Here is a 24689-nt window from a genome sequence, read left to right on the forward strand (position 1 = left end):
TTACGACCTCGCCCACGATTGGCAGTGGGCGAGGTCGTCAGCTGTTGCCGCGCGGCTCAGGGCCTGGTCGCGGGCACCCGTAGTGCCGCCAGCACCGGCAGGTGGTCAGTGGCCGCCCGCAGGTCCTTGTCGGTGACACCGGGCAGTCCTGCGGGGACACCGCAGCCCAGCACCTCGATCCCGCCCGTCGCGAACACCGCGTCGATGCGCCGCCGCGGATGGTCCGGCGAGAAGGTGTACTCGTCACCCCACGGCCGGACTGCCCAGCAGTCCTGGAGCCGTCCGGCCAGCTGCCGGAACGCGGTCCCGGTCGGTACGTCGTTGAGGTCGCCGGCCGCGATGGCGTGCTCGGCGCCCATCGCGGCCAGCCGTTGCAGCAGCCTCTCCGTCTGGGCCAGGCGTTCGTCGTGCTGCAGGCTCAGATGGAAGCTCAGCAGGCCGATCCGGGTGCCCGCGATCCGTACCACTGACGTGGCGAAGCCCCTGCGGTGCAGTCCGGGAGTGCGCGGCAGCAGCACGTCCTGTGTCCGCTCCACCGTGGCCCGCAGCGAGCAGAGCAGCAGTGGCCCGGCCGCCGTTGCGCCGCCGCTCAGGACGACCAGGTCGGTGCGGGCCGCGAGCCAGGCGGCGCGCTTGCGCCAGCGGAAGAAGCGCGGGGCTTCCTGGATGAGGACGAGGTCGGGGTCGCAGGCGCTGATGACGCGGGCCAGTGCCTCGCGGTCGCCGCGCATCGACCGGACGTTGTAGCTGAGCACTCTGATGACGGCCGAACCATCCGGCTCGGTACGGGAGTCGGGCAGCGGCGTCAGAACCATGGGGCTCACGATACGACCCACGCCCGCCGCTCCCCAGGGGGCGCGACGGGCGTACGGCTCTGTCCGGTTCCGGGTGGTTCAGCCCTGGCGAGCCAGGTCCGCCGCGCCCACCAGACCTGCCTTGCCGCCCAGTTGGGCCGCGAGCACCTGGGCGTGCGGACGCCACTCGCCGCCGATCAGCCAGCGCCGGAACGACTTGCGGATCGGCTCGAGGACGAGCTCGCCCTCGTCCGACACGCCGCCGCCGATGATGAAAGCGGACGGGTCGAAGAGCGAGGCGAGGTCGGCGAGTCCGGCTCCGGCCCAGCGGGCCAGCTCGCGGAACGAGTCGATCGCGACCGCGTCGCCCTGCCGGGCGGCCGCACTGATGTGCTTGCCCTCGATGCCGTCCACCGTGCCGTCGCCGAGCGACAGCAGGATCGCGGCGCTCGAAGGGGTGGCGTTGGCGCGCTGCTTGGCGTACCGGACGAGTGCGCGCCCGGATGCGTACTGCTCCCAGCAGCCCTGGCTGCCGCAGCCGCAGAGCAGGCCGTCCGGGACGACCCGGATGTGGCCGAACTCGGCGGCCACACCGAAGCGTCCGCGGCGCAGCTTGTTGCCGATGATGACGCCGCCACCGAGACCGGTGCCGAGTGTGATGCAGATGACGTCGTCGTGGCCCTGTCCGGCACCGAAGCGGTACTCGCCCCAGGCGGCGGCGTTGGCGTCGTTCTCGACGACGACCGGAAGGCCGACGCGCTGTTCGACCTTGTCCTTCAGCGGCTCGTGCCGCCAGTCGATGTTCGGCGCGAACAGCACGGTGGCGCGCTTGTCGTCGACATATCCGGCGGCGCCGATGCCGACAGCGTCGATCTGGTGTCCCTCGCTCGCGCCGGACACGGCCGTCGCGATCGCGTCCACAATGGCTTCGGCCGTCGGCGGGGTCGACACCTTGAACATCGAGAGGATCTGTCCCTCTTCGTCGACCACTCCAGCTGCGATCTTCGTGCCGCCGATATCGACGCCGATGGTGAGTCCCATGAATCCCTCAGTTTCGGTCGAGCCCCGCTGCGGCCAACCGTACCCGAGCCGGACCCGGCCCATCGGTGCCGGTCAGTCCAGGTCGATGTGTTCGCCCGCGGCAGGACCCTCGTCGCGCGGGTCGGTGGGATCGCCGTCCTTCTTTTCGGTGCCTGCGGGGTCCCCTGCGCCCTGCGTCCAGCGGCGTTCCTGGCCTTCCACGGCGGACCGGTAGGCGGCGAGGAGTTCGTTGCCGGCCGCGGCGATGTGGTCGAAGACGTCCGGATTGCGTTCGATGACGGGCGCGACGGCGGACTTGGCCTGCTTGATGATCTGCTGCACGGTGCCCTGGGCCGCCGCGCCGAACAGCGGCGACTGGAGGGACGAGACCTTGTCGGCCACGGCGTCGACCAGCTTGCGCAGCTCCTCGGCTGCGGAGCCGGGCGGCGGGCCGTACTGGGAGCGGCGGCGGGCCTTCTCCGCTTCGAGGTCCTCGGCGCAGGCCTTCGCCCACGCGTCGTCGTCGACGGGACGATCGGCGGCTTCGCTCATGACGGACTCCTGCGACGTGGTGTGTCGGCGACCCGGCATACGGGGCATGTACTACCGACGTTACCCGAACCGTGATGCGCCGTTCAGCTCGTGCGGGGCCACAGACCGGGGTCCGGCGTGAACCGGACCCGGAGTACCCCGTCGGTGAGGGCGGCACCGGAGACGGTGCAGCGGCGCAGACCGGACTCCAGGGGGACGATCCGGCGGAACGGGCCCACCGTGAGGAGCAGTTCGTTGCCGCGTCGCACCAGTTGGAGGTCCGACTTGACGGCGCCGGGCAGGGGCAGGCACCAGACCAGAACCAAGTCGCCGTCGCCGGACGACGGGGTGTTCACGATCCGGCTGCCGGGCAGCAGCGGCCGCAGCTCGTCGAGGTCGTCCGGGGCGTTCGGGTCCTCGATCCACCAGGGGTCGTCGGCCCGGCCGGGGCTCCGGTCGTCCAGCTCCGCGGCGAGTCCGTCGCCCCCGACGAGGCCGCCGCCGGTGCCCGCCTCCTCGCGGACGGTGCAGCCGGCTCCGGTGTCGAGGAGAGTGAGGTCGTCCAGGCCCCGCGGATCGCGGCCGAGGTGGGGCACTTCGCACAGGGCCGCAGCGGGCGCCCATTCCTCGTACCAGTGCTCGATCGTCTTCTCCTGCTGCGCGGCGAGGGCCGCGAACCAGGGGTCGCCGGAGTGCCTGGGCAGTACCCGGTTCACCGCGAGGGTGTCGACGCGCAGTCCATGCAGGGCAAGTCCGGTGCGGGCGGTGCGCAGGGCGTCCTCGGCGGCGGGGCCGGGTTCGGCGACCAGCCGCAGCGTGGTGCCCCGGTCCTCGATCAGCGCCTGGACGGCGGCCAGCTCGGCGTCCCTGCGGGCGGCGGCCTCGTACAGCCACTGGGCGGGCATGGGTACGCCGGCGAGCTGGGCGAGCATCGGGCGCAGGGCGCGTGCGGCCTGGCGTTCCTCGGGCAGCAGCCGACGCAGATAGCGGCGCAGCTGTTCGGGCAGGGCGAGTACGGCGAGCGCTTCGCGCAGCGGCGGCAGGTCGACGACGAGGAGTTCGTAGCCGCTCGGCGACCAGTCGCCCTGGGCGGCGCGGCGCAGGGCGTGCAGCAGGGCGAGCTGGGCGCTGCCGGGGAGTTCGGTGAGTTCCTCGCTGTCCAGCCGGTTCCCGCCGAGCAGGTCGAGCACACCGGACGCCTGGTCCTGGAGGGTGAGCAGTTCGCTGCGGAAGTGTTCGCCGGAGTCGATGCGGGCGGACCAAAGGCCGGCCGTGACCTCGGTGGGTTCCGTGCCTTCGGGGAAGCCGGGTACGGCGTCGGCGGAGAGCAGCAGGGTGCGGCGCCCTCGGCGGGCCGCGGCCAGCGCGGTCGCTGCCGCGAGGGTGGTACGGCCGGCGCCGCCGGGGCCGGTGACGAGGACCGTACGCACCGGGTCAGGCCTTCGGGACGGACTCGACGCGCTTCTTCAGGCCGGCCAGGGCCCGGTCGATGATGACCTTCTCCGCCTTGCGTTTGATCATGCCGAGCATCGGGATCTTGACGTCGACGGTCAGCCGGTAGGTGACCTCGGTGCGCTCGCCGTCGCCGAGCGGGGCCAGCGCGTAGGAGCCGTCGATGGCGCGCAGCATCTGGGACTTGACGAGGGTCCAGCCGACCTCGTAGTCGTCGATCCAGGTGTACGCGAGGGTGTGGTCGTCCTTGATCGCTCCGGCGTCGAGGACGAGACGGACCTTCTCGGCACGGCCCTGGCCGTCGATGGAGAGGACCTCGGCCTCCTTGACTTCGCCGGTCCACTCCGGATAGCGGGCGAAGTCGGCGATCACTCCCATGACGTCGGCCGGCGCCGCCTCGATCGTGATGCTCGAGCTGGTGTGTTCAGCCATCGCCGTGGCTCCTCCAGTGCGGTGTACCGGTGCGTCGGCAGAGGCCTGCCGTCAGAAGGCTATCGCGTGTGCGCGGCGCCTCGTTCCAGGGTCCGGCGCCGGTGCGGTCACCACTCCAGGGCCCAGGGCCTGCCGGTGGAAGCGAAGTGGCCGACGTTCACGCATTCGGTGGCGCCGATCCGCATCCGGCGGACCAGCGGCTGGTGGACATGGCCGAACAGTGCGTACCGGGGTCGGGTCCTGCGGATGGCGTCGAGCAGGGCCCGGCTCCCGCGTTCGAAGCGGCGCGCCACCGTGTCGTACGTCAGCTCCGGCACTTCGGGCGGGATGTGGGTGCAGAGCACGTCGACCGGCCCGATGGCCTCGATCTTGGCCGCGTACTCCTCGTCGCCGATCTCGTACGGGGTGTTCATCGGGGTCTTCAGGCCACCGCCGACGAAGCCGAATACGCGGCCGCCGATCTCGACGCGGTCACCGTCGAGGACGGTCATGCCCGGGTGCGCGTACTCGGGCCACAGGCCGGGGATGTCGACGTTGCCATAGGTGGCGTACGTCGGGGTGGGGAAAGCGGCGAAGAGTTCGGCGTACTGCTTGCGCACCGCCGAGACGATCGCGGCGTTGCGGTCCATGCCCGCCCACAGGCCGCGGCCGAACTCGCGGGCCTCCTCGAAGCGGCGAGCGGTGCGCAGTTCGACGATCCGGTCGGCGTTCCGCACGCCGAACAGATCGGGGAAGATGCCGCGCGAGTGGTCGGCGTAGTCGAGGAAGAGCACCAGGTCACCGAGGCAGATCAGCGCGTCGGCGCCGTCCCCGGCGCGGGCCAGGGCCTCGGTGTTGCCGTGCACGTCACTGACCACATGAACGCGCGTGCGCCGTGCGGTCGAGGTTCCTCGGCTGTTCGGTACGGCTGGCATGGCGATCACCCTAGAACTCTGTTCTCCACCTGGGTAGAGGCCGCCGGACCTGCGACGACCTCCGGGCGGTCACCGCAGTGGACTACTGTGCGCGCAAGGATCACCGTTGTGTGTGACGCGTAAGACATCTGGCCGGAACCCCCTATCGGTAACCGAGTACTGGTGGGTAACGTCCGGGCAGGTCCAATCGTGCTCACCCCCACTGAGCACCCGCCCATCTCGGACCGCAGCCGGTGCGTCACACAGAGCCGTGGCACCGGAGCCCGATGAGGAGCAGCAGTCTTGCGCGAGTTCAGCCTTCCGGCCCTGTACGAGGTCCCCTCGGACGGCAACCTGACGGATCTCATCCGCCGCAATGCCGCTCAGCATCCCGATGTCGCGGTGATGAGCCGCAAGGTGGCGGGCAGGTGGACCGACGTCGGCGCCGCACAGTTCCTGGCCGAGGTCAGGGCTGCCGCCAAGGGCCTGATCGCCGCGGGCGTCCAGCCCGGTGACCGGGTCGGCCTGATGTCCCGTACCCGCTACGAGTGGGTGCAGCTGGACTTCGCGATCTGGAGCGCGGGCGCGGTCACGGTGCCGGTGTACGAGACCAGCTCCGCCGAGCAGGTGCAGTGGATCCTGGGCGACTCGGGCGCGGTCGCGGTCCTCGTGGAGAGCGACGCGCACGCGGCATCCGTCGCCTCGGTGCGCGACCGGCTGCCGGAGCTGCGCCATGTGTGGCAGATCGACAAGGGCGCAGTCGACGAGCTGACCGCGGCGGGTGCGGAGGTCTCGGAGGAGACCGTGGACCTGCGCAGCGCGAGCGCCCGGGCCGACGATCCGGCCACCATCGTCTACACCTCGGGCACCACCGGCCGTCCCAAGGGTTGTGTGCTCACGCACCGCAGCTTCTTCGCGGAGTGCGGCAATGTGGTGGAGCGGCTGAAGCCCCTCTTCCGTACCGGCGAGTGTTCGGTACTGCTCTTCCTGCCCGCCGCGCATGTCTTCGGACGGCTGGTCGAGGTGGCCTCGGTGATGGCCCCGATCAAGCTCGGCTGCGTACCGGACATCAAGAACCTCACCGATGAACTGGCCTCCTTCCGGCCGACGTTGATCCTCGGTGTGCCGCGGGTTTTCGAGAAGGTCTACAACGCGGCGCGCGCCAAGGCGCAGGCCGACGGCAAGGGCAAGATCTTCGACAAGGCCGCGGACACGGCGATTGCGTACAGCCGCGCGCTGAGTACCGCTCAGGGCCCGTCCATGGGCCTGAAGTTCAAGCACAAGATCTTCGATCGGCTGGTCTACGGCAAGCTGCGGGCCGTGCTCGGTGGACGCGGCGAGTACGCGATCTCCGGCGGCGCACCGCTGGGCGAGCGGCTCGGCCACTTCTTCCGCGGTATCGGCTTCACCGTCCTCGAGGGTTACGGCCTCACCGAGACCTGTGCGGCCACCACCTTCAATCCGTGGGACCGGCAGAAGATCGGTACGGTCGGCCAGCCGCTGCCCGGCTCGGTCGTCCGGATCGGCGACGACGGCGAGGTGCTGCTGCACGGCGAGCACCTGTTCACCGGATACTGGAACAACGAGGCGGCGTCGGCCGAGGCGCTGGACGACGGCTGGTTCCACACGGGCGACATCGGCATGCTCGACGAGGACGGCTATCTCACGATCACCGGCCGCAAGAAGGAGATCATCGTCACGGCGGGCGGCAAGAACGTCGCTCCCGCGGTGATCGAGGACCGCATCCGCGGGCACGCCCTGGTCGCCGAGTGCATGGTGGTCGGCGACGGACGGCCTTTCGTGGGCGCGCTGATCACCCTGGACGAGGAGTTCCTGGGCCGCTGGGCCGAGGAGCACGGCAAGCCGGCCGGCTCGACGGCCGTGTCGCTGCGTGAGGACCCGGAGCTGCTGGCCGAGGTGCAGCGGGCGGTGGACGACGGGAACGCCGCGGTGTCCAAGGCGGAGTCGGTACGCAAGTTCCGCATCCTGGCCTCCCAGTTCACGGAGGAGGCGGGTCACATCACGCCGTCGCTGAAGCTGAAGCGGAATGTGGTGGCGAAGGACTTCGCGGACGAGGTCGAGTCGATCTACCGGGGCTGACAGGAACCACGTGAGAGGGGCCCGCACGGTGTGCGCGGGCCCCTCTCACGTCCTCGCGGGCTTCACGTACCGCTTCACGTGGGGTCAGAGCAGCGCACGGAGTCTCTCGGCCAGCAGGTCCCAGCGCCACTTCTCCTCGACCCAGGTCCGCCCCCGCTCCCCCATCCGCTGCCGCAGCTCCGGGTCGCGGAGCAGGGTGACGATCCGGTCGGCCGACTCCTCCGCGGAGCCGCCGCGCACCACCCACCCGGTCTCACCGTCGAGCACGGCGTCCGGCGCACCGCCCGAGTCGCCTGCCACCACTGGCAGTCCGGTCGCGGACGCCTCCAGGAAGACGATGCCGAGGCCCTCCACGTCGAGGCCGCCGCGGCGGGTCCGGCACGGCATGGCGAAGACGTCGCCCGCGCCGTAGTGGGCGGGCAGCTCGTCCCACGGCACCGGCCCGGTGAAGCGCACCGAGTCGCCGACCCCCGTCTCCTCCGCCAGCCGCTTCAGCTCCTTGGCGTACGGTCCGCCACCGACGATCAACAGCACCGTGTCCGGCACCTGCGCCAGGATCGCGGGCATCGCGAGGATCAGCGTGTCCTGGCCCTTGCGCGGCACGAGCCGTGACACACAGACGACGACGGGCCGGTCCGAGAGCCCGAGACGTGCCCTGATCAGGTACCCGCCGGAGCCCGGGTGGAAGGTCTTCTCGTCGACTCCGGGCGGCAGTTGGACCATGCGGTCGGCCGCCTCGGGGCTGAGTGCGGTGGCGATCCGGGAGCGGGTGTACTCCCCGAGGTAGGTGATCGTGTCCGTGCTTTCGCCGATCCTTCCCAGCAACTGCCGGGCCGCGGGCAGCTGGGCCCAGCCCGCCTCGTGCCCATGCGTGGTGGCGACCAGGCGGCGGGCTCCGGCCCTGCGCAGCGCCGGAGCCATCAGCCCGAGCGGGGCCGCGGCGCCGAACCAGACAGATGTGCAGCCGTGCACGCGCAGCAGCTGCACCGCGCGCCGGGTGACCCGCGGGGTCGGCAGCAGCATCGTCGTACGGTCGCGGACGACGGTGAACGGCTGCTCGGCGTCGAAGGCGGCGGTGGCCGCGATGCCTTCGGGGCTGTGCTTCCAGGTGGAGGCGTATACGACGATCTGTCCGGGGTCCAGACGCAGTGCCATGTTGTGCAGGAATGCCTGGATGCCACCGGGGCGGGGCGGGAAGTCGTTCGTCACGATCAGGGTCTTGTCCATCCCGGCCGACAGTACCGGGCGGCCGGGCCGATGGCTCTCTCGCGGGCCGGGCGGGCATGATGACTCGTCTTACACCCCGAGTACCACTGACGAAACGGATGAAGCGTTCATGACGGGATCGACCGGCGCGCGGCTCGCTCTGGCGGTGTGGGCCCTCACCAGGGTCGCGCTGCTGCTCTGTGTCACGAAGGTGATCACGTTGCCCGGACCGGACGTGACCAGTGATGTGTCGGTGATCTATCACGGCTGGTCCGAGGTCCTGAAGACCGGTACGTACCCGCAGTCCGACGTCACCTGGCAGTACCCGCCGCTCGCCGCGCTCGCCATCCTCTCCCCCGCCCTGCTGCCGTTCCTGGACTACACCTCGGCCTTCTTCGTCCTCGCGTTCCTGTGCGACGGGCTGGTGCTGGGGCTGCTGCTGTACGCGGGCCGCCGGACCGGCCGGTGGGCGGGCGCCTGGGTGTGGGTGGCGGGGGTGCCGCTGCTCGGTACGACCGCGTACGCCCGCTACGACGTGATGGTGGTGGCGGTGGCGGTGGCGGCGCTGCTGGCGGGGGTGCGGCATCCGCGGGTGCTGGGGGTGCTGGCCGCGGTCGGTGCGCTGCTGAAGGTGTGGCCGGCGCTGATCCTGGCCGGTACCGCTCGTGGGTCGCAGACGCGCCGGGCGTGGACGGCCGCTGCGGTGGCGGCGGCCGGGCTGCTGTTGGTGTGCATCGCGGCGATGCCCGGTGCGCTGGCCTTTCTCGGCTTCCAACGCGACCGGGGCACCGAGGTCGAGTCGCTGGGGGCGCTGGTCTTCCATGTGTGGCGGCAGTTCGGCTGGCAGGGCCGGGTGGAGCTGCACTACGGCTCGCTGGAGTTCCTTGGTCCGTATGTACCGCTGGTGAGCGCGCTCGCCCTCGGTCTGTCCGTCGTGGCGTTCGGCTGGCTGCTGGTGTGGCGGCTGCGGGCCCGTGACTTCCGGGTGAACACCGCGGCCGACGCGGCGTTCACGGCGGTGCTGCTGTTCACGACGACGAGCCGGGTGATCAGCCCCCAGTACATGCTGTGGCTGGTCGGCCTGGCGGCGGTCTGCGTGCTCTTCCGCGACAGCCGGATGGGGCTGCCGGCCGTTCTGGTGCTGCTCGCCACGGGTGTCACTCAGCTGGAGTTCCCGCTCGGGTTCGGCCATGTGGTGACCAGCGACGCGACGGGTGTGACCCTGATGTTCCTGCGCAACGGCCTGCTGGTCGCGGCGACGCTGATCGCCTGCCGGCAGCTGTGGCGGCAGACGGTGTCCGGGGTGCCGCGCAAGGGCGGGTGGCGGGCGGCTGCGCGGTCCGGCGCCAGCCGGGAAGCGGAGCCGGTCGGCACCTGACAGCCTCTCAGCCGAGCCGGGAGCGCAGATACTCCCGCCAGCGTGCCGTGAAGTCCTGCGGGGTCGTGGCGAGCACCTCCCGCATGGCCTGCTCCACCGCCCCGTCCCGCCCCGGGTGCCCTCCAACGGCCTGGTAAAAGGCGAACAGCTTCGTTTCGCCCCAGTGATCGGCGATCAGCTCGCAGGCCAGCCAGGCTCCCTCGTACGCCCTCGCCAGGCGCGCCGAGTCGCCCGCGAAGCCGAAGTCCTCGTCCGTGGGGAGTCCGGCGGGCAGATCGCCGCTCAGGACCGCGTCGGCCAGTTCGGGCGCGGCCTGCGCGGCGGTACGGTCCTCGGCGCGGTAGGCCGCCCAGTCGGCGAAGCCCTCGGAGAGCCAGGTCGGGGTGGCGGCGGAGGTGCGGGTGCGGGTGGCCACGTGGGTGGTCTCGTGGGTGAGGACGATCCGCTGCCCGAAGGTGCCGAGCATGCCGTACGCCTGCGGGTTGACGATCACCCGGTCCGTGGGCGCCCGGTCCGGGCCGCCGGTCTGTCCGGTGGTGACCGCCGCGATGCCCCGGTAGTTCGCCACCGGTGACCCCAGCAGCCCCGCCATGTCCTCCACGGTGTGCGGTACGAGCACCACCACGCGGCCGGCCCAGCGTTCCGGCCAGGCGTCCGAGACGGCGGGCACCGCACGGTCCGCGGCCTGGGCGATCCGGTGCAGCTCCTGCTCGGTGCGGCCAACCCCGAGGACAAGGCTGTGCTCTGCGCGTACCACCTGGACATCGCCCTGCTGCCAGAGCTGCTGGCCGCCGCCCTTTCCCGCCCGGTCGCCGACGATGTACCAGCGGCCGTCCGCGCTGTCCCGTCTCAGATCGAGCACCCGGTCCGCGACTACCGGGGCGGCGTCGTAGCCCTTGATCCGGTAGCGCAGCCGGACGTCCGCAGTGGCCCGGTAGGCGCCCTGTCCGGTCAGGTCCGTCAGCTCGTACGTCCATGAGCTCAGCGGTACGTCCGCGAGGTTGTCCAGTTCCCTGCGCTGGGCCGCGCGCAACCCGGTGGCCTGCGGGTGTATGGCGGCCAGATAGGCATCCGCATCGTGATCCAGTACAGCGGCTGCGCGACGGTCCAAGGTGGCGCGGATGGAGCGGGCGGTGGAGTCCGGGGCGGCGCTGTCGCCGGGGGCCGCGCAGGCGGAGGCGAACAGCATCCCGGCGAGCAGCACTCCCGCCGTGCGCAGTACTGCGTCACGCCCCGCCCGTGCGGTGTGCCGTCCGCCGATCCAGGTCACCCGGTCGAGGATACGCGTCGGACGCGGGTGACCGAGGAGACGCCGCACAGCAGGCAGGCAGTAGTCGGACGGTTATGGAGCGGCCAAAGGCCGCACCGGGCGGACGGGGTGACGCGAACAGGTAAGCCCCGCCGGTGACTTGTGGTCTCCGGCGGGGCGGACTGTCTGCGCGGGCGCGGGAATTCGCCCGTTCGGGCGTCGTCAGATACGCACGCCGACCTGGAAGCTGCCCATGGTGTTCATCGACTCGTAGCGGACCACCGCGCCCGGGTACGGGGCGTGCAGGACGGTGTTGTTGCCCGCGTAGAGGCCCACGTGCGAGGTGTTGTTGAAGAAGACCAGGTCGCCCGGCTTCAGCGCGCCGCGCCCTATCTGGGTGCCCTCGTTGATCTGGGTGTACGTGGTGCGGGTGATGTTGACGCCGGCCTGGGCGTAGGCCCACTGGGTCAGGCCCGAGCAGTCGTAGGAGTTGGGGCCGGTGCCGCCGGAGACGTACGGCTTGCCCTGCTGGGTGGAGGCGGCCTGGAGGGCAGCGGCGCCAAGGCCGGAGGCGGGCGCCTCGTTGCCCAGATCGACCCGGTCGCTCGCGGCGCGGCTGGCGCGCTGGTCGTCCTCGCGCATCTTCTCGCGCTCGGCGGCAGTCAGGGTGTTGAGCAGGCTCTGCGCCTCGGCGAGCTTGCCCTGGAACTTCTTCTTGTTCTCGCCGAGCGTCTTGCGGACCTCCTCGAGATCATCGAGCTTGTCCTGGGCCTCCTTGCGCTCCTGTGCGAGGACCCGCTGCTTCTCCTGGATCTTCTCCAGCGACTCGGTCTGCTTGGCCGTCAACTGGTCGAGGGCCGAGGCCTCGTCGAGGAAACTGTCGGGGTCCGAGGAGAGGAAGAGCTGTACCGACGGGTCGATGCCACCGGAGCGGTACTGCGCGGCGGCGAGCGAACCGAGGCCGCTGCGGAGCGCGTTGACCTCCTGCTGCCCGCGGGCCACCTTGTCCTGCAGGGCGCTGACTTCCTTCTCCAGCTTCTCCTGCTTCTCCTTGGCCCCGTTGTACCGCTCGGTGGCGACCTCCGCCTCGTGGTAGAGCTTGTCGACCTCCGCCTTGACCTCGCTCTTGGAGGGCTTCGGGTCGGCTTGGGCCGCCTGGGAGGACAGGGCCACGGCCGCGGCGGCGGTCGCGGTGAGCACAGTCACACGGGCGCGGCTCGGCTGCTTGGGACGACGGTGGGACGCCACGAAGGCGAGCTCCTTCTTCCTCGAGCCGCCTACCGGGCTGTGGGGGGACTGGAATCCCCGGCTCCGTGGACGTCACGGACTCGGCGGTGCCTTCGCTGTCACCCCGGATGGGTGATCAACCGTGCGAAGGTTCGAGGCCCGACCCTAGTGACCAACTTGTGATCAGTTCAAATCCTCACAAGAAAAATCTCGTCACAGGAGATACTTCTTTACCCACATCACACAGGGCGTAGCGGTCACTTGACGGTCCGTTCCCTGATTTCCACCGAGTCCCGGCAAGTGCCACTAGACGCGCGAAAGGCGCTTCAGGAGCAAGACGGATGCAACGGGCCTGGCGCCCGCCTTCGCTACTCCGTCGGCGACTTCGCGATCGGTGGAGACCACCACGACGGGCCGGCCCGGCGGTTCGGCGCGCGCCAGCTGACGGATGAGTTCATCGGCGGTCACACCAGGCTTGCTGAACAGCACCCGGACCCCGCGCGGCGGCGCCAGCAGCACCGGGGCGGCCAGTTCGGCCCCGTCGAAGACACAGGTCATCTCGGCGCCGGTCTGCGCCGCGAGGACCGCGAGACCGCCCAGCAACCTCAGCCGCTGCTTCTCCAGCGGCAGTTGGGGATAGCCGGTCTTGGTGACGTTGTAGCCGTCCACGATCAGATGTGCCTGCGGCAGCGCGAGCAACTGGTCGAGCAAGGCCGGATCGGTCTCCGAAAGGGCCCTGGCGGCAATGTCCTTGGGCGACATCCTGCCGGGCTCGACCGCGTCGGCACTGTCCGCGGGGCGGAACGAGGAGGGCGGCAGGGCCAGTTCGCGACGGAGCCCGCGGGCTGCGTCGAGCACCGTGTCCAGCAGCAGCCGCAGCCGCATGTCCTCGACCGAGCGGCCCTCCCTGGCGGCCCTGCGGCCCGCCTCGACGGATGCCTCGGCCTCACCGAGCCGCGCCTTGAGGCGACGGGACTCGCTCTCGGCCGCGGAGACCTGAGCGGCCGCCTCGGACCGTACGGCGTCGATCTCGGCCCGGCTGCGGCGCAGCGCGGCCTCGCCGCGCTTGACCTCGTTGACGGCACTGCGCAGCTTCCGCTGAAGGGATTCGGCCTCCTTGCGGGCCGCGTCCAGCTCGCCGCGGAGCCGTTCGGTCTCGTTCTTCGTCTGGGAACGGGCCTGGGCGAGTTCCTCGCGCAGCCGTTCCAGCTCGCGGCGGCTCTCCTCTTCGGCACGCTCGCTATCGGCCCGCCGGGCCTCCTCGCCGGCGGAGACAACCAGCTTCACCCAGCCGGCCGGGCGCAGCACATAGGCCGCGGCGGCCACATCGACGGGATCGGCGGCGGCGGGCGGCGAACCTGCCTCCAGCGCGGCCGTCAGCTCCGGCTGCCCCTCCTTGAGCCGTTCGGAGATGCGTTGCCGAAACAGCGGGTCGCCCTCCAGCGCGGCCGCCATCGCGTTACCGGCGAACTTGGCGCGCCGGGTCGGGGTGAAGCGGACGTACTGTCTCAGCTGGGCCGGGAGTTCGGTGACCGTCAGGCCGCCGAACGCGTCCGAGACCAGCGCGACGACCCGTCGCCGCACACCTTCGGGCAGCGGGCGGTCGAGCGCCTCGACGGCGTCGTCGGCCGCGCCGGCCGACTCTGCGCCGCTAGCGGGCTGCTCCACCATCCGTCACCCCAAATTGTCTGTCTGCACGGCCCCGTCAGGAGTCGGCAGCCGGCCTGTCCACCAGTTCGATCTGATCCACCGCATTGCACCAACGGCAGCGCACCGACTCGATGGTCTCACTGACCACCTCGCGTTCCTCGACGGTGGGCTCCCCGGCCAGGTCGAGATGGACGTACTCGATGACTTTGGAGGAGCGCGTCACGTCGAACCGAGTGAGATTTCCGCAGAGCGTGCAGCGCCAGCGGGTCCCGTCGGTCGGCTTGGGAACCGTCGTCATCGTGCGTCCTCTTTCATCGAGCCTCGTGCTGCCTGCTTCAAGGATCTCGCGGTGCGCCGTCGAACTGCGGATGTCCTGGCGTAACCCTACGGCCTCCCCACGTCCCCCCGACACGGCGAGGCGGTCTGTCCCGTTCGCTCCGCTTGCGTCATGCTCTGCTCATGATCGATCGGCGGGCCACGGGCGGCAGATTGACCAGCAAACCTCTACGGACGGTCGCCTCGGGCGGACCGCCGGTGACCTATGTCCTGATCGCCGCGTGCTGTCTGGTCTTCCTGATCAGCCCGCTCTCCGGCTTCAACCCGTCCCACAGCACCGCCGATGCCCTGCTCGCCGCCCAGGCCGGGTACTTCGAACGCTGGGGCGTGATCCCGAGCGAGCTGTGGGACGGCTCCGCACGCGCCCTGCTCACCCCGCTCACCGCCCTCTTCGTGCACGGCAGCTGGCTGCATCTGCTCGGCAACATGCTCTTCCTGTACGTGTTCGGGGCGATGACCGAGGAGCGCATGGGCCATGCCGAGTTCACCTTCTTCTATCTCGGCTGCGGCTATCTCGCCCTGGTCGCCTACGCGGCTGCCCACGCCACGTCCGACCAGACGCTCGTCGGCGCGTCGGGGGCGATCTCGGCGGTGCTGGGGGCGTTCTTGTACCTGTTCCCCAGGTCCCGGGTCACCAGCCTGTTCCCCTTCCTCTTCTTCCTGCCGCTGCGCTTCCCCGCCTGGATCGTGCTGATCTTCTGGTTCGTCCTGCAGTGGCTGGCGGTCCATGGCGCGGGCAGCGGGGGCCCCGGCGTGGCCTATCTGGCCCATGTGGTCGGCTTCGCCCTCGGCTTCCTCTACGCCTGGGGGCGTTACGGGCGTACGGATAGAGTGAAGACTCCAGCCACGGTCACCGAGGGAGAAAGCCAGCCGTGATCACCGCGATCGTGCTCATCAAAACCAGCGTGGACCGGATTCCCGAGATCGCCGAGGCCATCGCCGCACTGGACAGCGTCAGCGAGGTCTTCTCGGTCACCGGTACGTACGACCTGATCGCCATGGTCCGGGTGGCCAGGCACGACGATCTGGCGGACGTCATCCCCGGCCGGATCAGCAAGATCCCCGGCGTCGAAGCCACGGACACGCACGTGGCCTTCCGTACGTACTCGCAGCATGACCTGGAGGCCGCCTTCGCCATCGGCCTCGACGCGTAGATACGCCCCTTCCATCAGGGCGTCAGAGCTGCGCTGCGCCCCGGTCCGGGACGCAGCGGCCGTCCTCAGTGCGGTACTGCCACTGGGCGCCCTTGCTCACCAGCTCCTTGACCGCGCGGACGAATCGCTCGATGTGCTCGTCCGGCGTACCGGCCCCGAAGCTCACCCGGATCGCGTTGAGCGAGCGGGTCCCCCCGGTCGAGTCAGTTCGAGACTGGGGGATCTCGCCCGTCCCGGCCTCGGGCACGCCGCACTCGCCGACCTCCTGCGGGTCGCTGCCCAGCAGGGTGCGGACCAGCGGGTGGGCGCAGAACAGTCCGTCGCGGACCCCGATTCCGTACTCGGCGGAGAGTGCCGCGGCGAAGTGCGAGCTGTTCCAGCCCTCCACCACGAAGGAGATCACGCCGACCCGCGGAGCGTCTTCGCCGAACAGCGAGAGCACCTTGACCTCTGGAACGTCGGCGAGACCGGCCCGGACCGCGGTGACGAGGTGCTGCTCCCGGGCGACCAGGTTGTCGAAGCCCGCCTGCGTGAGCGCCTTGCAGGCGGAGGCGATCGAGTACACGCCGATGACGTTGGGAGAACCGGCCTCGTGGCGGGCGGCGGTGGAGTGCCACTCGACGTCGACACCGCCGTCGGTGCGGCGGGCGACCTTGCGCGAGGCGCCGCCGCCGGCCAGGTACGGCTCGGCATCCTGCAGCCAGTCGGCCCGGCCCGCGAGCACGCCCGAGCCGAACGGCGCGTACAGCTTGTGTCCGGAGAAGGCGACCCAGTCGACGTCCAGCTCGGCGATGTCGATGGGGTGGTGCGGGGCGAGCTGCGCGGCGTCCAGCACGATCCGGGCACCGTGCGCGTGCGCGACAGCCGCCAGCTCCTTGACCGGCCACAGCTCGCCGGTGACGTTGGAGGCGCCGGTGACGCAGACCAGCGCGGGGCCAACGGGGCCTGACCTGCCCGAACGAAGTTGAGAGCTCGGGGAAGGAGCACGGTCGGCGAGCGCCCGCTCCAGCGTCTCGACGGCCTGGGCCGGAGTGCGCGGGGCGTTCAGATAGGTCACCCGGGCGTCGCGCCACGGCAGCAGCGAGGCGTGGTGCTCGGTCTCGTACACGAAGACCTGGCAGTCGGCGGGAATGACGGCGGCCAGCAGGTTGAGTGAGTCGGTGGTCGACCGGGTGAAGATCACCTGGTCTTCGGCGCGGCAGCCGAGGAACTCCGCGACGGTCGCGCGGCTGTTCTCGAAGAGGTCCGTGGAGAGCTGCGAGAGGTATCCGGCACCGCGGTGGACACTGCCGTAGTAGGGGGCGTACGCGGCGACGTCGTCCCAGACGCGCTGCAGAGCCGGGGCGCTGGCGGCGTAGTCGAGAGCGGCGTACGCGACTTCACCACCCGTGACCAGCGGAACCGTTACATCCTTTCCCAGAACCGGCAAAGGGGTACAAAGCGACTGGTCGGCGGCAGCGGTGAAGACAGACATGGCGAACTCCCGTAACAGGCAGGCGAATTGCATGCGCCGGCGGATACGCGGCAGCGCAGCAGAAAGTGAAAAAGAGTGTGCGGAGGAGGGCCGAGAAGCCCTATCGCATTCGCGTGCTCACAAGAGACTCCCTAGGGACCAGGACCCCGGGGGCTGGCATTCACAGATGCCGAGGGGCCCGCGCTTGCCGCAGACCTCGCTGCCTACGGCCTGGTCTTCACCCGGGGCACCCCGCCACGGACGGAGGGTTGCCGGACAGCGGGCCGGGGCCGTAGTCGCTGTCACTCATGACCTGCCGAGCATCTTGCCATACGTAGGTCAACGCGCAAGGCGCGGTCCAAGATCTGGACCGCGCCCTGCGTCACATTCCGTCCTCTCAGAGGCTGTCGGATGGCCTCTCAGGCGTTGCTGACCGCTACCCAGCGCTCCAGCGCCTGCCGGGCCGCCCCCGAGTCGATGGACTCGGCGGCCTTCGCGATCCCGGCGGCAAGCTGCTCGTTCAGCGTGCCGTCTGCCGGGTCCAGCGCAACCAGCGCCGCTGCCGAATTGAGCAGCACGGCCTCCCGTACGGGTCCTCGTTCGCCGGCCAGCACCCGGCGGGCCACCTCCGCGTTGTACGAGGCGTCGGCGCCGCGCAGCGCCTGTGCCGGCACCAGCTCCAGACCGACGTCACGCGGGTCGAAGGCCTCCTCGCGTACCGATCCGTCCCGGACCACCCAGACGCGCGAGGTCGAGGTCGTCGCCAACTCGTCCATGCCGTCGTCGCCGCGGAAGACCAACGCCGAATTGCCGCGCTCGGCGAGGACACCGGCGACGATGGGCGCCATCCGCAGGTCGGCGACGCCGATGGCCTGGGAGCGCACCTTGGCCGGGTTGGTGAGTGGCCCGAGGATGTTGAACGTCGTCGGGGCGCCGAGCTCTTTGCGGGCCTTGGCGGCGTAGCGCAGGGCGGGGTGGAACTTCACCGCGAAGCAGAAGGTGATGCCCGCCGCCTCGGCGACCTCGACGACCCGCTGCGCACTGAGCTCGAGATTGACGCCGAGCTTCTCCAGTACATCGGAGGAACCGCTCGCCGACGAGGAGGCGCGGTTGCCGTGCTTGACGACCTTGGCGCCGGTACCCGCGATGACGATCGCCGACATCGTGGAGATGTTGACCGTCTTGGCGAGGTCGCCGCCGGTGCCGACGATGTCGACCGTACGACCGGGTACGTGGATGGTGTTGGCGTGCTCGTACATCGCGCGCACCAGGCCGGACACCTCGTCGACCGTCTCGCCCTTGGCCCGCAGGGCCACCGCGAACCCGGCGATCTGCACATCGGTCGCCTCACCGCTCATGATGCGGTCCATCGCCCATGCGGTGTCGTCCGCGGTCAGGTTCTCGCCACGCAGCAGCGGGTTCAGCACGCCGGGCCAGGAACGGTCCGCCACGCTGCCGCCGCCGACCGGGGTCACAACGTTCATGGTCCGCTCCTGGGGTCCACAGCCGAAAAAAAGGGGGACCCCCAGCCTATCGAGCGTCGCGGACAGCGAAGAGCCCCGTCCATCGGATGGACGGGGCTCCTGCTGTGGCGATCAGTTCAGGCGATCAGTGGTGACCGTGGCCGCTGGTGATCTCCTTGTATTCCTCGGCGGTGGGCTTGGCGATCTGGTTGTTCTCGCCGTAGTAGCCCTTGCTGAGCCTGGCCCGCAGCTTCTCCAGTACGGACACCTTGCGCTCGACACCGTTCTCGTCGACCGTCGGGCCGATCTCGACCGGCTCGTACTGCTCGTGCGCGGTGAGCGTGTGCAGCTGCTCGGGGCCGAGCGGCTCGTGGATCTCGACGAACTCACCGTGCGGCAGGCGCTTGATGATGCCGGACTCGCGCCCGTGCAGCACCTTCTCCTTGTCGCGACGCTGGAGGCCCAGGCAGATCCTTCTGGTGACGACGAACGCGATGACCGGTCCGACGAAGATGAAGATCCGGACGAACCAGGAGATGGCGTTCAGCGACAGGTGGAAGTGCGTGGCCCACAGGTCGTTGGCACCGCCGATGAAGACGACGACGTACTCGGTGATCCAGGCGACACCGAAGGCCGTCCGGGTCGGGGCGTTGCGCGGGCGGTCCAGGATGTGGTGCTCGCGCTTGTCCCCGGTGATCCAGGACTCGATGAACGGGTAGACCGCGATGATCGCGAGTACCAGTCCGAAGGCCATCAGCGGGATGAACACACCCAGGACGAGCGTGTGACCCCAGATGTTGATCTCCCAGCCAGGCATCACTCGGATCAGACCCTCGGCGAAGCCCATGTACCAGTCGGGCTGGGCGCCGGTGGACACTTGGTCCGGGCGATACGGGCCGATGGCCCAGATCGGGTTGATCGTGGCGATGGCCGCGATGATGGCGATGATGCCGAAGACCAGGAAGAAGAAGCCACCGGCCTTCGCCATGTACACCGGCAGCAGCGGCATGCCGACGACGTTCTTGTTGGTGCGGCCGGGACCCGCGAACTGCGTGTGCTTGTGGTAGAAGACCAGAATCAGGTGCGCCACCAGCAGGCCGAGCATGATGCCCGGCAGCAGCAGGATGTGGATCGAGTAGAACCGGGCGACGATGTCGTGGCCGGGGAACTCTCCGCCGAACAGGAACATCGAGATGTACGTGCCGACGACCGGAATCGACAGGATCGCGCCCTGGGTGAAGCGGACACCCGTACCGGAGAGCAGGTCGTCCGGGAGCGAGTAGCCGGTGAAGCCGGTGAACATACCCAGCACGAACAGCAGGAAGCCGAACAGCCAGTTGATCTCACGCGGCTTGCGGAAGGCACCCGTGAAGAAGACGCGCATCATGTGCACGAACATGCCGGCCAGGAAGATCAGCGCGGCCCAGTGGTGGATCTGGCGAACCAGCAGACCACCGCGGACGTCGAAGCTGATGTCCAGCGTCGAGGCGTACGCCTCGGACATCTTGATGCCCTGCATCGGCTCGTACGAGCCGTGATACACGACTTCGTTCATGCTCGGGTGGAAGAACAGCGTCAGATACACACCCGTGATGATGATGATGATGAAGCTGTAAAGGGCGATCTCACCGAGCATGAAGGACCAGTGGTCCGGGAAGATCTTGCGCATGTTGGCCTTGGCCAGGGAGTAGATCCCGAGCCGGCCGTCCGCCCAGTCGGCCACCCGCTCACCGGCGGGCGCCTTGCGCTTGCCCGGTGCGCCGGCACCAGACGTGTTCGTCGTCGCAGTACTCATCCGCGCTCCCAGAATGCAGGACCGACGGGCTCGTCGAAGTCACCGAGCGCCTCGAGGTTGCCCTCGCTGTTCACACCGATCCGCAGCTGCGGAAGGGCGTGGCCGGCCGGACCGAAGATGACGCGGGCGCCGTCGGAGAGGTCGAAGGTGGACTGGTGGCACGGGCAGAGCACGTGGTGCGTCTGCTGCTCGTACAGGCTGATCGGGCAGCCGACGTGGGTGCAGATCTTGGAGAAGGCCACGATTCCCTCGTGGGCCCACTCGCGCTCGCGCTTGTCCTTGATGTCCTTCGGCTCGATACGGACGATCATCAGCGCGGCCTTGGCGATCTGGTTCTGGAAGTCCTCCGCGTGCTCGTCCAGGCCCTCGGGCATGGCGAAGGTCAGCGAACCGACCGCGACGTCCTCGGGACGCAGCGGCTCCATCGTGTTCATGTTGATGAGCTGCTTGCCCTTGGCCCACAGAGTGCTGCGGAGCTTCTTCTCCGGCAGCGGACCGAGGTCACGCAGCAGCATCACACCAGAGAGCGGCACCAGGGCCAGCGCGCCGAAAAGGGTGTTACGGATCAGCTTGCGCCGGCCGAACGCGGACTCCTCGGCACCTGCCGCGAAGTCTGCAAGGACCTTCGCCTTGACCTCGGGCTCGGCCTCGATGGGGTGCCGGTCGTCGGCGACCTCCACGTCGGACATCAGGGTGCGCGCCCAGTGGACGGCACCGGCACCGATCGTGAAGAGGGCCACGCCCAGGGTCAGGCCCAGGGAGAAGTTGAGCGCGCTCACATGGCCGAACGGCCAGATGTACACGATCTGGTCGACCGGGAAGATGACGTACGAGGCGATGAAGCCGATCGTCGCCAGCATGGACAGCGTGAACATGAACGCGACGGCGCGCTCGGAGCGCTTCGCGGCCCGTTCGTCGATGTCCTGGATGCGCGGCTTGTGGGCCGGCAGCCCCGGGTCGGCGAACGGGTCTTCCGCGACCTCTACCGCGCCGCGCGCGGTGCCCTGCTCAGCAGGCAGGTTCTCGTCTGGAATCTCTTGGCTACTCATGACTTCTTGGCCTTAGCGGTGTGGGCCGCGACCCAAATGGCAACTGCGATCAGTGCGCCGAGCCCGAAGATCCAGGCGAACAAGCCCTCGCTGACCGGCCCCAGGCCACCCAGCGAGAGACCACCCGGGCTCGCCGTCTGGTCACTGTTCACGGCCTCGACGTACGCGATGATGTCCCGCTTCTCCTGCTCGGGCATCGTCGTGTCCGGGAAGGACGGCATGCTCTGCGGGCCGGTCTGCATGGCCTCGTAGATGTGCTTCGGGTCCACATCTTCAAGGCTGGGCGCGTACTTGCCGTTCGTCAGCGCACCACCCTGGCCGGTGAAGTTGTGGCACTGTGCGCAGTTGGTACGGAACAGTTCGCCACCGTTGGCGATGTCCGCACCCTCAGGGCTGACCTGATTCTTGGTCGGAACGATCGGACCGGCGCCGAGCGACGCGACATACGCCGCGAGCTGGTCGATCTCGGCCTGGCTGTAGATGACCTTCTTGCTCGGTACCTGGGCGCCCGGCTGCTGCGCCGGCATACGGCCCGTACCGACCTGGAAGTCCACGGCGGCGGAGCCCACGCCGACCAGGCTCGGCCCGTCGGTGGTGCCCTGACCGCCGGTTCCGTGGCAGCTGGCGCAACCGACGGAGTACAGCTTCTTGCCCTCATCGATGGCGAGGGACTGGGCGGTTTCGTCGGCCTGCGCCTTACTCGCGGGCGCAAACGCGGCGTACAGCCCCCCAGTGGCCGCCAGCGCGAGGAGTAGTACGACGACCGCCGCCAACGGATGGCGTCGTCGTGCGGAGAGCTTTTTCACGGATTACCCCGGTGTCAGGATCTTCTGCGTCGATGCTGGATGTGGTTCGGGTTCGAGCCCGGTTACTTGATCATGTAGATCGTGGCGAAGAGGCCGATCCATACGACATCGACGAAGTGCCAGTAATAGGACACGACGATGGCGGCGGTGGCCTGTTCGTGGGTGAACCTCTTGGCTGCGTATGTCCTGCCCAGAACAAGCAGGAAGGCGATGAGACCGCCTGTCACGTGCAGCCCGTGGAAGCCGGTCGTCAGGTAGAACACCGAGCCGTACGGGTCGGAGGACAGCGAGAGGCCCTCCTCCTTCACCAGCTCGGTGTACTCGAAGATCTGGCCTCCGATGAAGATCGCACCCATCACGAAAGTGATCACGAACCAGGTACGGAGCTTCTTCACGTCGCCCCGCTCCGCGGCGAAGACGCCGAGCTGGCAGGTGAGTGAGGAGAGCACCAGGATCGTGGTGTTCGTCGCCGAGAACGGGAAGTTCAGGGCCGAAGCCATTTCCTTCCAGTGGTCGGGTCCCATCACCGATCGCAGGGTGAAGTACATCGCGAAGAGGGCCGCGAAGAACATCAGCTCGGAACTCAACCAGATGATGGTTCCGACGCTGGTGAGGTTCGGTCGATTGACCGACGGGTGCGCGTGCCCGGTTTCTACTGTCGTTGCTGTCGCCACGACCGACATTATGTCGGTCCCTTATCCCGCCCTCACTCCGGGGGGTGCCGTTCGGTGTGTCAACAGGGTGTGCCTTCCCCGAACAGCCCATGAATCCGCTGTCCCGGGCGGTACTGACGGGCCATCGGGCGGAGTACGATCCGCCCATCGGTTCATGCCCGGAAAGCCCCGAAGACACAGATGTCACGGAGGAACAATGCAGCCGACCGCCACGGTCCTGGTCTACAGCGACGACGCCAACACCCGTGAGCAGGTGAGGCTGGCAGCCGGGCGCAGGCCTGCGGCCGATGTGCCACCGGTGGAGTTCCTTGAGTGCGCCACCCTGCCCGCCGTCCTGGAGGCACTGGACAACGGTGGCATCGATGTCTGTGTCCTGGACGGCGAGACGGCACCCGCGGGCGGCATGGGCGTCTGCCGGCAGATCAAGGACGAGATCTTCCACTGCCCGCCCGTACTGCTGCTGATCGGGCGCCCGCAGGACGCCTGGCTGGCCACCTGGAGCCGTGCGGACGCCGCGGTGACCCTGCCGGTCGAACCGGTCGAGTTCGCGGACGCCCTGGCCGCTCTGCTGCGCAGCAGGGACTGCGTGGACGCCTGAGAGGCTGCCGGGTGGCTGCGGTCCCACTGGGGGGCAGCGCACTCCCCGGGCCGGTCAGACCTCGGGGCGCAGTCGCGCCGCCTGGATCGTGTCCGTGCGGTCCGGGGCGTCGTTCTTCTGCAGGGCGCTGCCCTGCTGCCATTTGTCCCAGGACAGGTTCCAGTCGCCGTAGCCGTTGTCGAACGGCGTCATCATCTCGCCCTGGCTGCGAACCACCTGGACGATGTCGCCCGGGCGCACGGTGTTGTAGAACCACTCGGCCAGGCTGGTGCTCATGCCCGTACAGCCGTGGCTGACGTTCGCGAGCCCCTGCGAGCCGGTGGACCAGGGGGCTGCGTGCACGTACTCGCCGCTCCAGGTGACGCGGGTCGCGTAGTAGACCTGTAGGTCGTACGAGTCGGACGAGTCCGTCGAAATGCCGATCGTCTCGCCGCGCATGCGTACGGAGTACTCCTTGCTCAGCACGACCTTGACGCCGTTGCGCGTGGAGAAGCCGGGCTTGCCGGTGGTCACCGGAATGGTGTTGATCACTTTCCCGTTGCGCTTGACAGTCATCGTGTGCGTGGCGGCGTCGGTGATGGCCTCGACACGGTCGCCCGTGGTGAGCTTCAGCGCCGTCGCGGGGGCTCCGTACAGCGCGTCGGTGACCTTGATGCCCGCCAGGCCGCTGGTGACGTCGATGGTGGCCTTGGCGGGCCAGTAGTCCTTGGGGCGGTAGTGCAGGTGCTTGTCGTCGACCCAGTACCAGGAGCCGGTCGCAGCGGGCGTGGAGCGGACCTGCAGGGCGCGCTCCACGATGGCCCTGGACGCCTTGTCCTTGACCGGAGCGCTGAGTTCCGCCGTGATGGGCTGTCCGACGCCGTAGGTGCCCGCCTCAGGACCGAAGGTGACCTTCAGGAGCTTCTTGGCCTTGGCGGAGGCGGTCTCGAAGGAGAGCGTGCGGCTGCCCGGGGCGCCGTCGCTGTCCTCCGTGCTGACCCGGACGGTGTAGCGGGTGCCGGCGGCGAGCGGGGAGGTGGAGTGCCAGCGCTTCCCGTCGGCGTCGAGCTCGCCGGCCAGATGGCGTCCGATCGCGTCCACGGCCGACACGTCCGTGATCCGGCCGTCGTCGCCGTCGACGGATACTTCGAGGGGCTTGTCGGAGTCGGCCTTGCCGTCGCCCTCGGGGACGTTGGACGAGATCTCGTTCGCCGCGTCGTACGGTTTCGCCGCGAGCGGGTTGCTATTGGACCCTGCGCAGGCGGTGACACCTGCGACCAGGGTCACGACCAGCAGAGTGCAGCTCACTACGGGGCGGAAGCGCGGCGGCGTGTGGTTCATGAACACACGCTATGGAGATTCATCCCTATCAGCGCGCATTGTGACTGCAAACGGGGGGCCTGTACTCCTTTTGGTGGAGAAGTACAGGCCCCCCGTCAGGTGGAGCGGT

23 protein-coding genes and 1 riboswitch are annotated in these 24689 nt (G+C 69.3%); of the genes, 5 read left to right on the forward strand and 18 right to left on the reverse strand.

The window, feature by feature from the left end:
• Positions 1-56 precede the first annotated feature (56 nt).
• The 6 genes from ABT115_RS01530 to ABT115_RS01555 form a co-directional block, all read right to left on the reverse strand.
• Positions 57-815, reverse strand: a complete 759-nt coding sequence (locus ABT115_RS01530) for an endonuclease/exonuclease/phosphatase family protein (RefSeq protein ID WP_351782665.1) — start codon at positions 813-815, stop codon at positions 57-59.
• A gap of 78 nt (positions 816-893) precedes the next feature.
• Positions 894-1835 (reverse strand): ROK family glucokinase, encoded by a 942-nt coding sequence (locus ABT115_RS01535; RefSeq protein WP_351782668.1) that lies wholly within the window; start codon positions 1833-1835, stop codon positions 894-896.
• Positions 1836-1907: 72 nt separating this feature from the next.
• The gene (locus ABT115_RS01540; RefSeq protein WP_351782671.1) at positions 1908-2366 is read right to left on the reverse strand and encodes a DUF5304 domain-containing protein; all 459 of its coding nucleotides are present in this window, start codon (positions 2364-2366) and stop codon (positions 1908-1910) included.
• An 83-nt stretch (positions 2367-2449) separates the two neighbouring features.
• Positions 2450-3775: an ArsA family ATPase gene (locus ABT115_RS01545; RefSeq protein ID WP_351782674.1), complete on the reverse strand. Its 1326-nt coding sequence runs from the start codon at positions 3773-3775 to the stop codon at positions 2450-2452.
• A 4-nt stretch (positions 3776-3779) separates the two neighbouring features.
• Entirely contained in the window at positions 3780-4229 is a 450-nt protein-coding gene (locus ABT115_RS01550; protein ID WP_351782676.1) for an SRPBCC family protein, read from the reverse strand.
• A gap of 107 nt (positions 4230-4336) precedes the next feature.
• Positions 4337-5143, reverse strand: a complete 807-nt coding sequence (locus tag ABT115_RS01555; RefSeq protein ID WP_351782679.1) for a metallophosphoesterase family protein — start codon at positions 5141-5143, stop codon at positions 4337-4339.
• Positions 5144-5425: 282 nt separating this feature from the next.
• On the opposite strand from ABT115_RS01555, the gene ABT115_RS01560 reads away from it, so the two are divergent.
• A complete protein-coding gene (locus ABT115_RS01560; protein ID WP_351782682.1) occupies positions 5426-7222 on the forward strand; it encodes an AMP-dependent synthetase/ligase in 1797 nt (598 codons plus the stop codon).
• A gap of 84 nt (positions 7223-7306) precedes the next feature.
• Here the strand turns inward: ABT115_RS01560 and ABT115_RS01565 are convergent, their stop codons facing one another.
• The gene (locus ABT115_RS01565; protein ID WP_351782685.1) at positions 7307-8449 is read right to left on the reverse strand and encodes a glycosyltransferase family 4 protein; all 1143 of its coding nucleotides are present in this window, start codon (positions 8447-8449) and stop codon (positions 7307-7309) included.
• 109 nt (positions 8450-8558) lie between these two features.
• Between ABT115_RS01565 and ABT115_RS01570 the strand changes: the two genes are divergently transcribed.
• A complete protein-coding gene (locus ABT115_RS01570) occupies positions 8559-9806 on the forward strand; it encodes a glycosyltransferase 87 family protein (RefSeq protein ID WP_351782688.1) in 1248 nt (415 codons plus the stop codon).
• 7 nt (positions 9807-9813) lie between these two features.
• Here ABT115_RS01570 and ABT115_RS01575 read toward each other — a convergent pair whose 3' ends face one another.
• The 4 genes from ABT115_RS01575 to ABT115_RS01590 form a co-directional block, all read right to left on the reverse strand.
• Positions 9814-11007, reverse strand: coding sequence for a hypothetical protein (locus ABT115_RS01575; protein ID WP_502969008.1), 1194 nt, complete (start codon positions 11005-11007; stop codon positions 9814-9816).
• A gap of 270 nt (positions 11008-11277) precedes the next feature.
• Positions 11278-12303 (reverse strand): C40 family peptidase, encoded by a 1026-nt coding sequence (locus ABT115_RS01580; RefSeq protein ID WP_351782691.1) that lies wholly within the window; start codon positions 12301-12303, stop codon positions 11278-11280.
• A gap of 285 nt (positions 12304-12588) precedes the next feature.
• Entirely contained in the window at positions 12589-13950 is a 1362-nt protein-coding gene (locus ABT115_RS01585; protein ID WP_351783050.1) for an NYN domain-containing protein, read from the reverse strand.
• Positions 13951-13987: 37 nt separating this feature from the next.
• Entirely contained in the window at positions 13988-14230 is a 243-nt protein-coding gene (locus ABT115_RS01590; protein WP_351782693.1) for a hypothetical protein, read from the reverse strand.
• Positions 14231-14391: 161 nt separating this feature from the next.
• Between ABT115_RS01590 and ABT115_RS01595 the strand changes: the two genes are divergently transcribed.
• The gene (locus ABT115_RS01595; protein WP_351782696.1) at positions 14392-15144 is read left to right on the forward strand and encodes a rhomboid family intramembrane serine protease; all 753 of its coding nucleotides are present in this window, start codon (positions 14392-14394) and stop codon (positions 15142-15144) included.
• Positions 15141-15422 carry an Lrp/AsnC family transcriptional regulator gene (locus ABT115_RS01600; RefSeq protein WP_072483264.1) on the forward strand — a complete coding sequence of 94 codons (282 nt, stop codon included), beginning with the start codon at positions 15141-15143 and terminating at the stop codon, positions 15420-15422. Before ABT115_RS01595 ends, ABT115_RS01600 begins: the two co-directional genes overlap by 4 nt.
• Positions 15423-15444: 22 nt before the next feature.
• Here the strand turns inward: ABT115_RS01600 and ABT115_RS01605 are convergent, their stop codons facing one another.
• From ABT115_RS01605 to ctaE, 6 genes are all read right to left on the reverse strand, one after another.
• Complete coding sequence (locus ABT115_RS01605) at positions 15445-16896, reverse strand: aminotransferase class V-fold PLP-dependent enzyme (protein ID WP_351782699.1); 1452 nt, start codon at positions 16894-16896, stop codon at positions 15445-15447.
• 175 nt (positions 16897-17071) lie between these two features.
• Positions 17072-17189, reverse strand: a riboswitch (SAM riboswitch).
• A 105-nt stretch (positions 17190-17294) separates the two neighbouring features.
• The gene (gene trpD / locus ABT115_RS01610; protein WP_351782702.1) at positions 17295-18359 is read right to left on the reverse strand and encodes an anthranilate phosphoribosyltransferase; all 1065 of its coding nucleotides are present in this window, start codon (positions 18357-18359) and stop codon (positions 17295-17297) included.
• A 124-nt stretch (positions 18360-18483) separates the two neighbouring features.
• Entirely contained in the window at positions 18484-20133 is a 1650-nt protein-coding gene (gene qcrB, locus ABT115_RS01615; protein ID WP_351782705.1) for a cytochrome bc1 complex cytochrome b subunit, read from the reverse strand.
• The gene (gene qcrA, locus ABT115_RS01620) at positions 20130-21182 is read right to left on the reverse strand and encodes a cytochrome bc1 complex Rieske iron-sulfur subunit (RefSeq protein WP_351782708.1); all 1053 of its coding nucleotides are present in this window, start codon (positions 21180-21182) and stop codon (positions 20130-20132) included. Before qcrA ends, qcrB begins: the two co-directional genes overlap by 4 nt.
• Positions 21179-21988: a cytochrome bc1 complex diheme cytochrome c subunit gene (qcrC, locus tag ABT115_RS01625; protein WP_351782711.1), complete on the reverse strand. Its 810-nt coding sequence runs from the start codon at positions 21986-21988 to the stop codon at positions 21179-21181. Before qcrC ends, qcrA begins: the two co-directional genes overlap by 4 nt.
• A gap of 62 nt (positions 21989-22050) precedes the next feature.
• A complete protein-coding gene (gene ctaE / locus ABT115_RS01630) occupies positions 22051-22671 on the reverse strand; it encodes an aa3-type cytochrome oxidase subunit III (protein ID WP_351782714.1) in 621 nt (206 codons plus the stop codon).
• 187 nt (positions 22672-22858) lie between these two features.
• Between ctaE and ABT115_RS01635 the strand changes: the two genes are divergently transcribed.
• Complete coding sequence (locus ABT115_RS01635; protein ID WP_351782717.1) at positions 22859-23260, forward strand: DNA-binding transcriptional response regulator; 402 nt, start codon at positions 22859-22861, stop codon at positions 23258-23260.
• A 54-nt stretch (positions 23261-23314) separates the two neighbouring features.
• Here ABT115_RS01635 and ABT115_RS01640 read toward each other — a convergent pair whose 3' ends face one another.
• Positions 23315-24580: a L,D-transpeptidase gene (locus tag ABT115_RS01640; protein WP_351782720.1), complete on the reverse strand. Its 1266-nt coding sequence runs from the start codon at positions 24578-24580 to the stop codon at positions 23315-23317.
• Positions 24581-24689: the final 109 nt, after the last annotated feature.

The organism is Streptomyces sp. NPDC001832 (assembly GCF_040297265.1).
Taxonomy (GTDB): domain Bacteria; phylum Actinomycetota; class Actinomycetes; order Streptomycetales; family Streptomycetaceae; genus Streptomyces.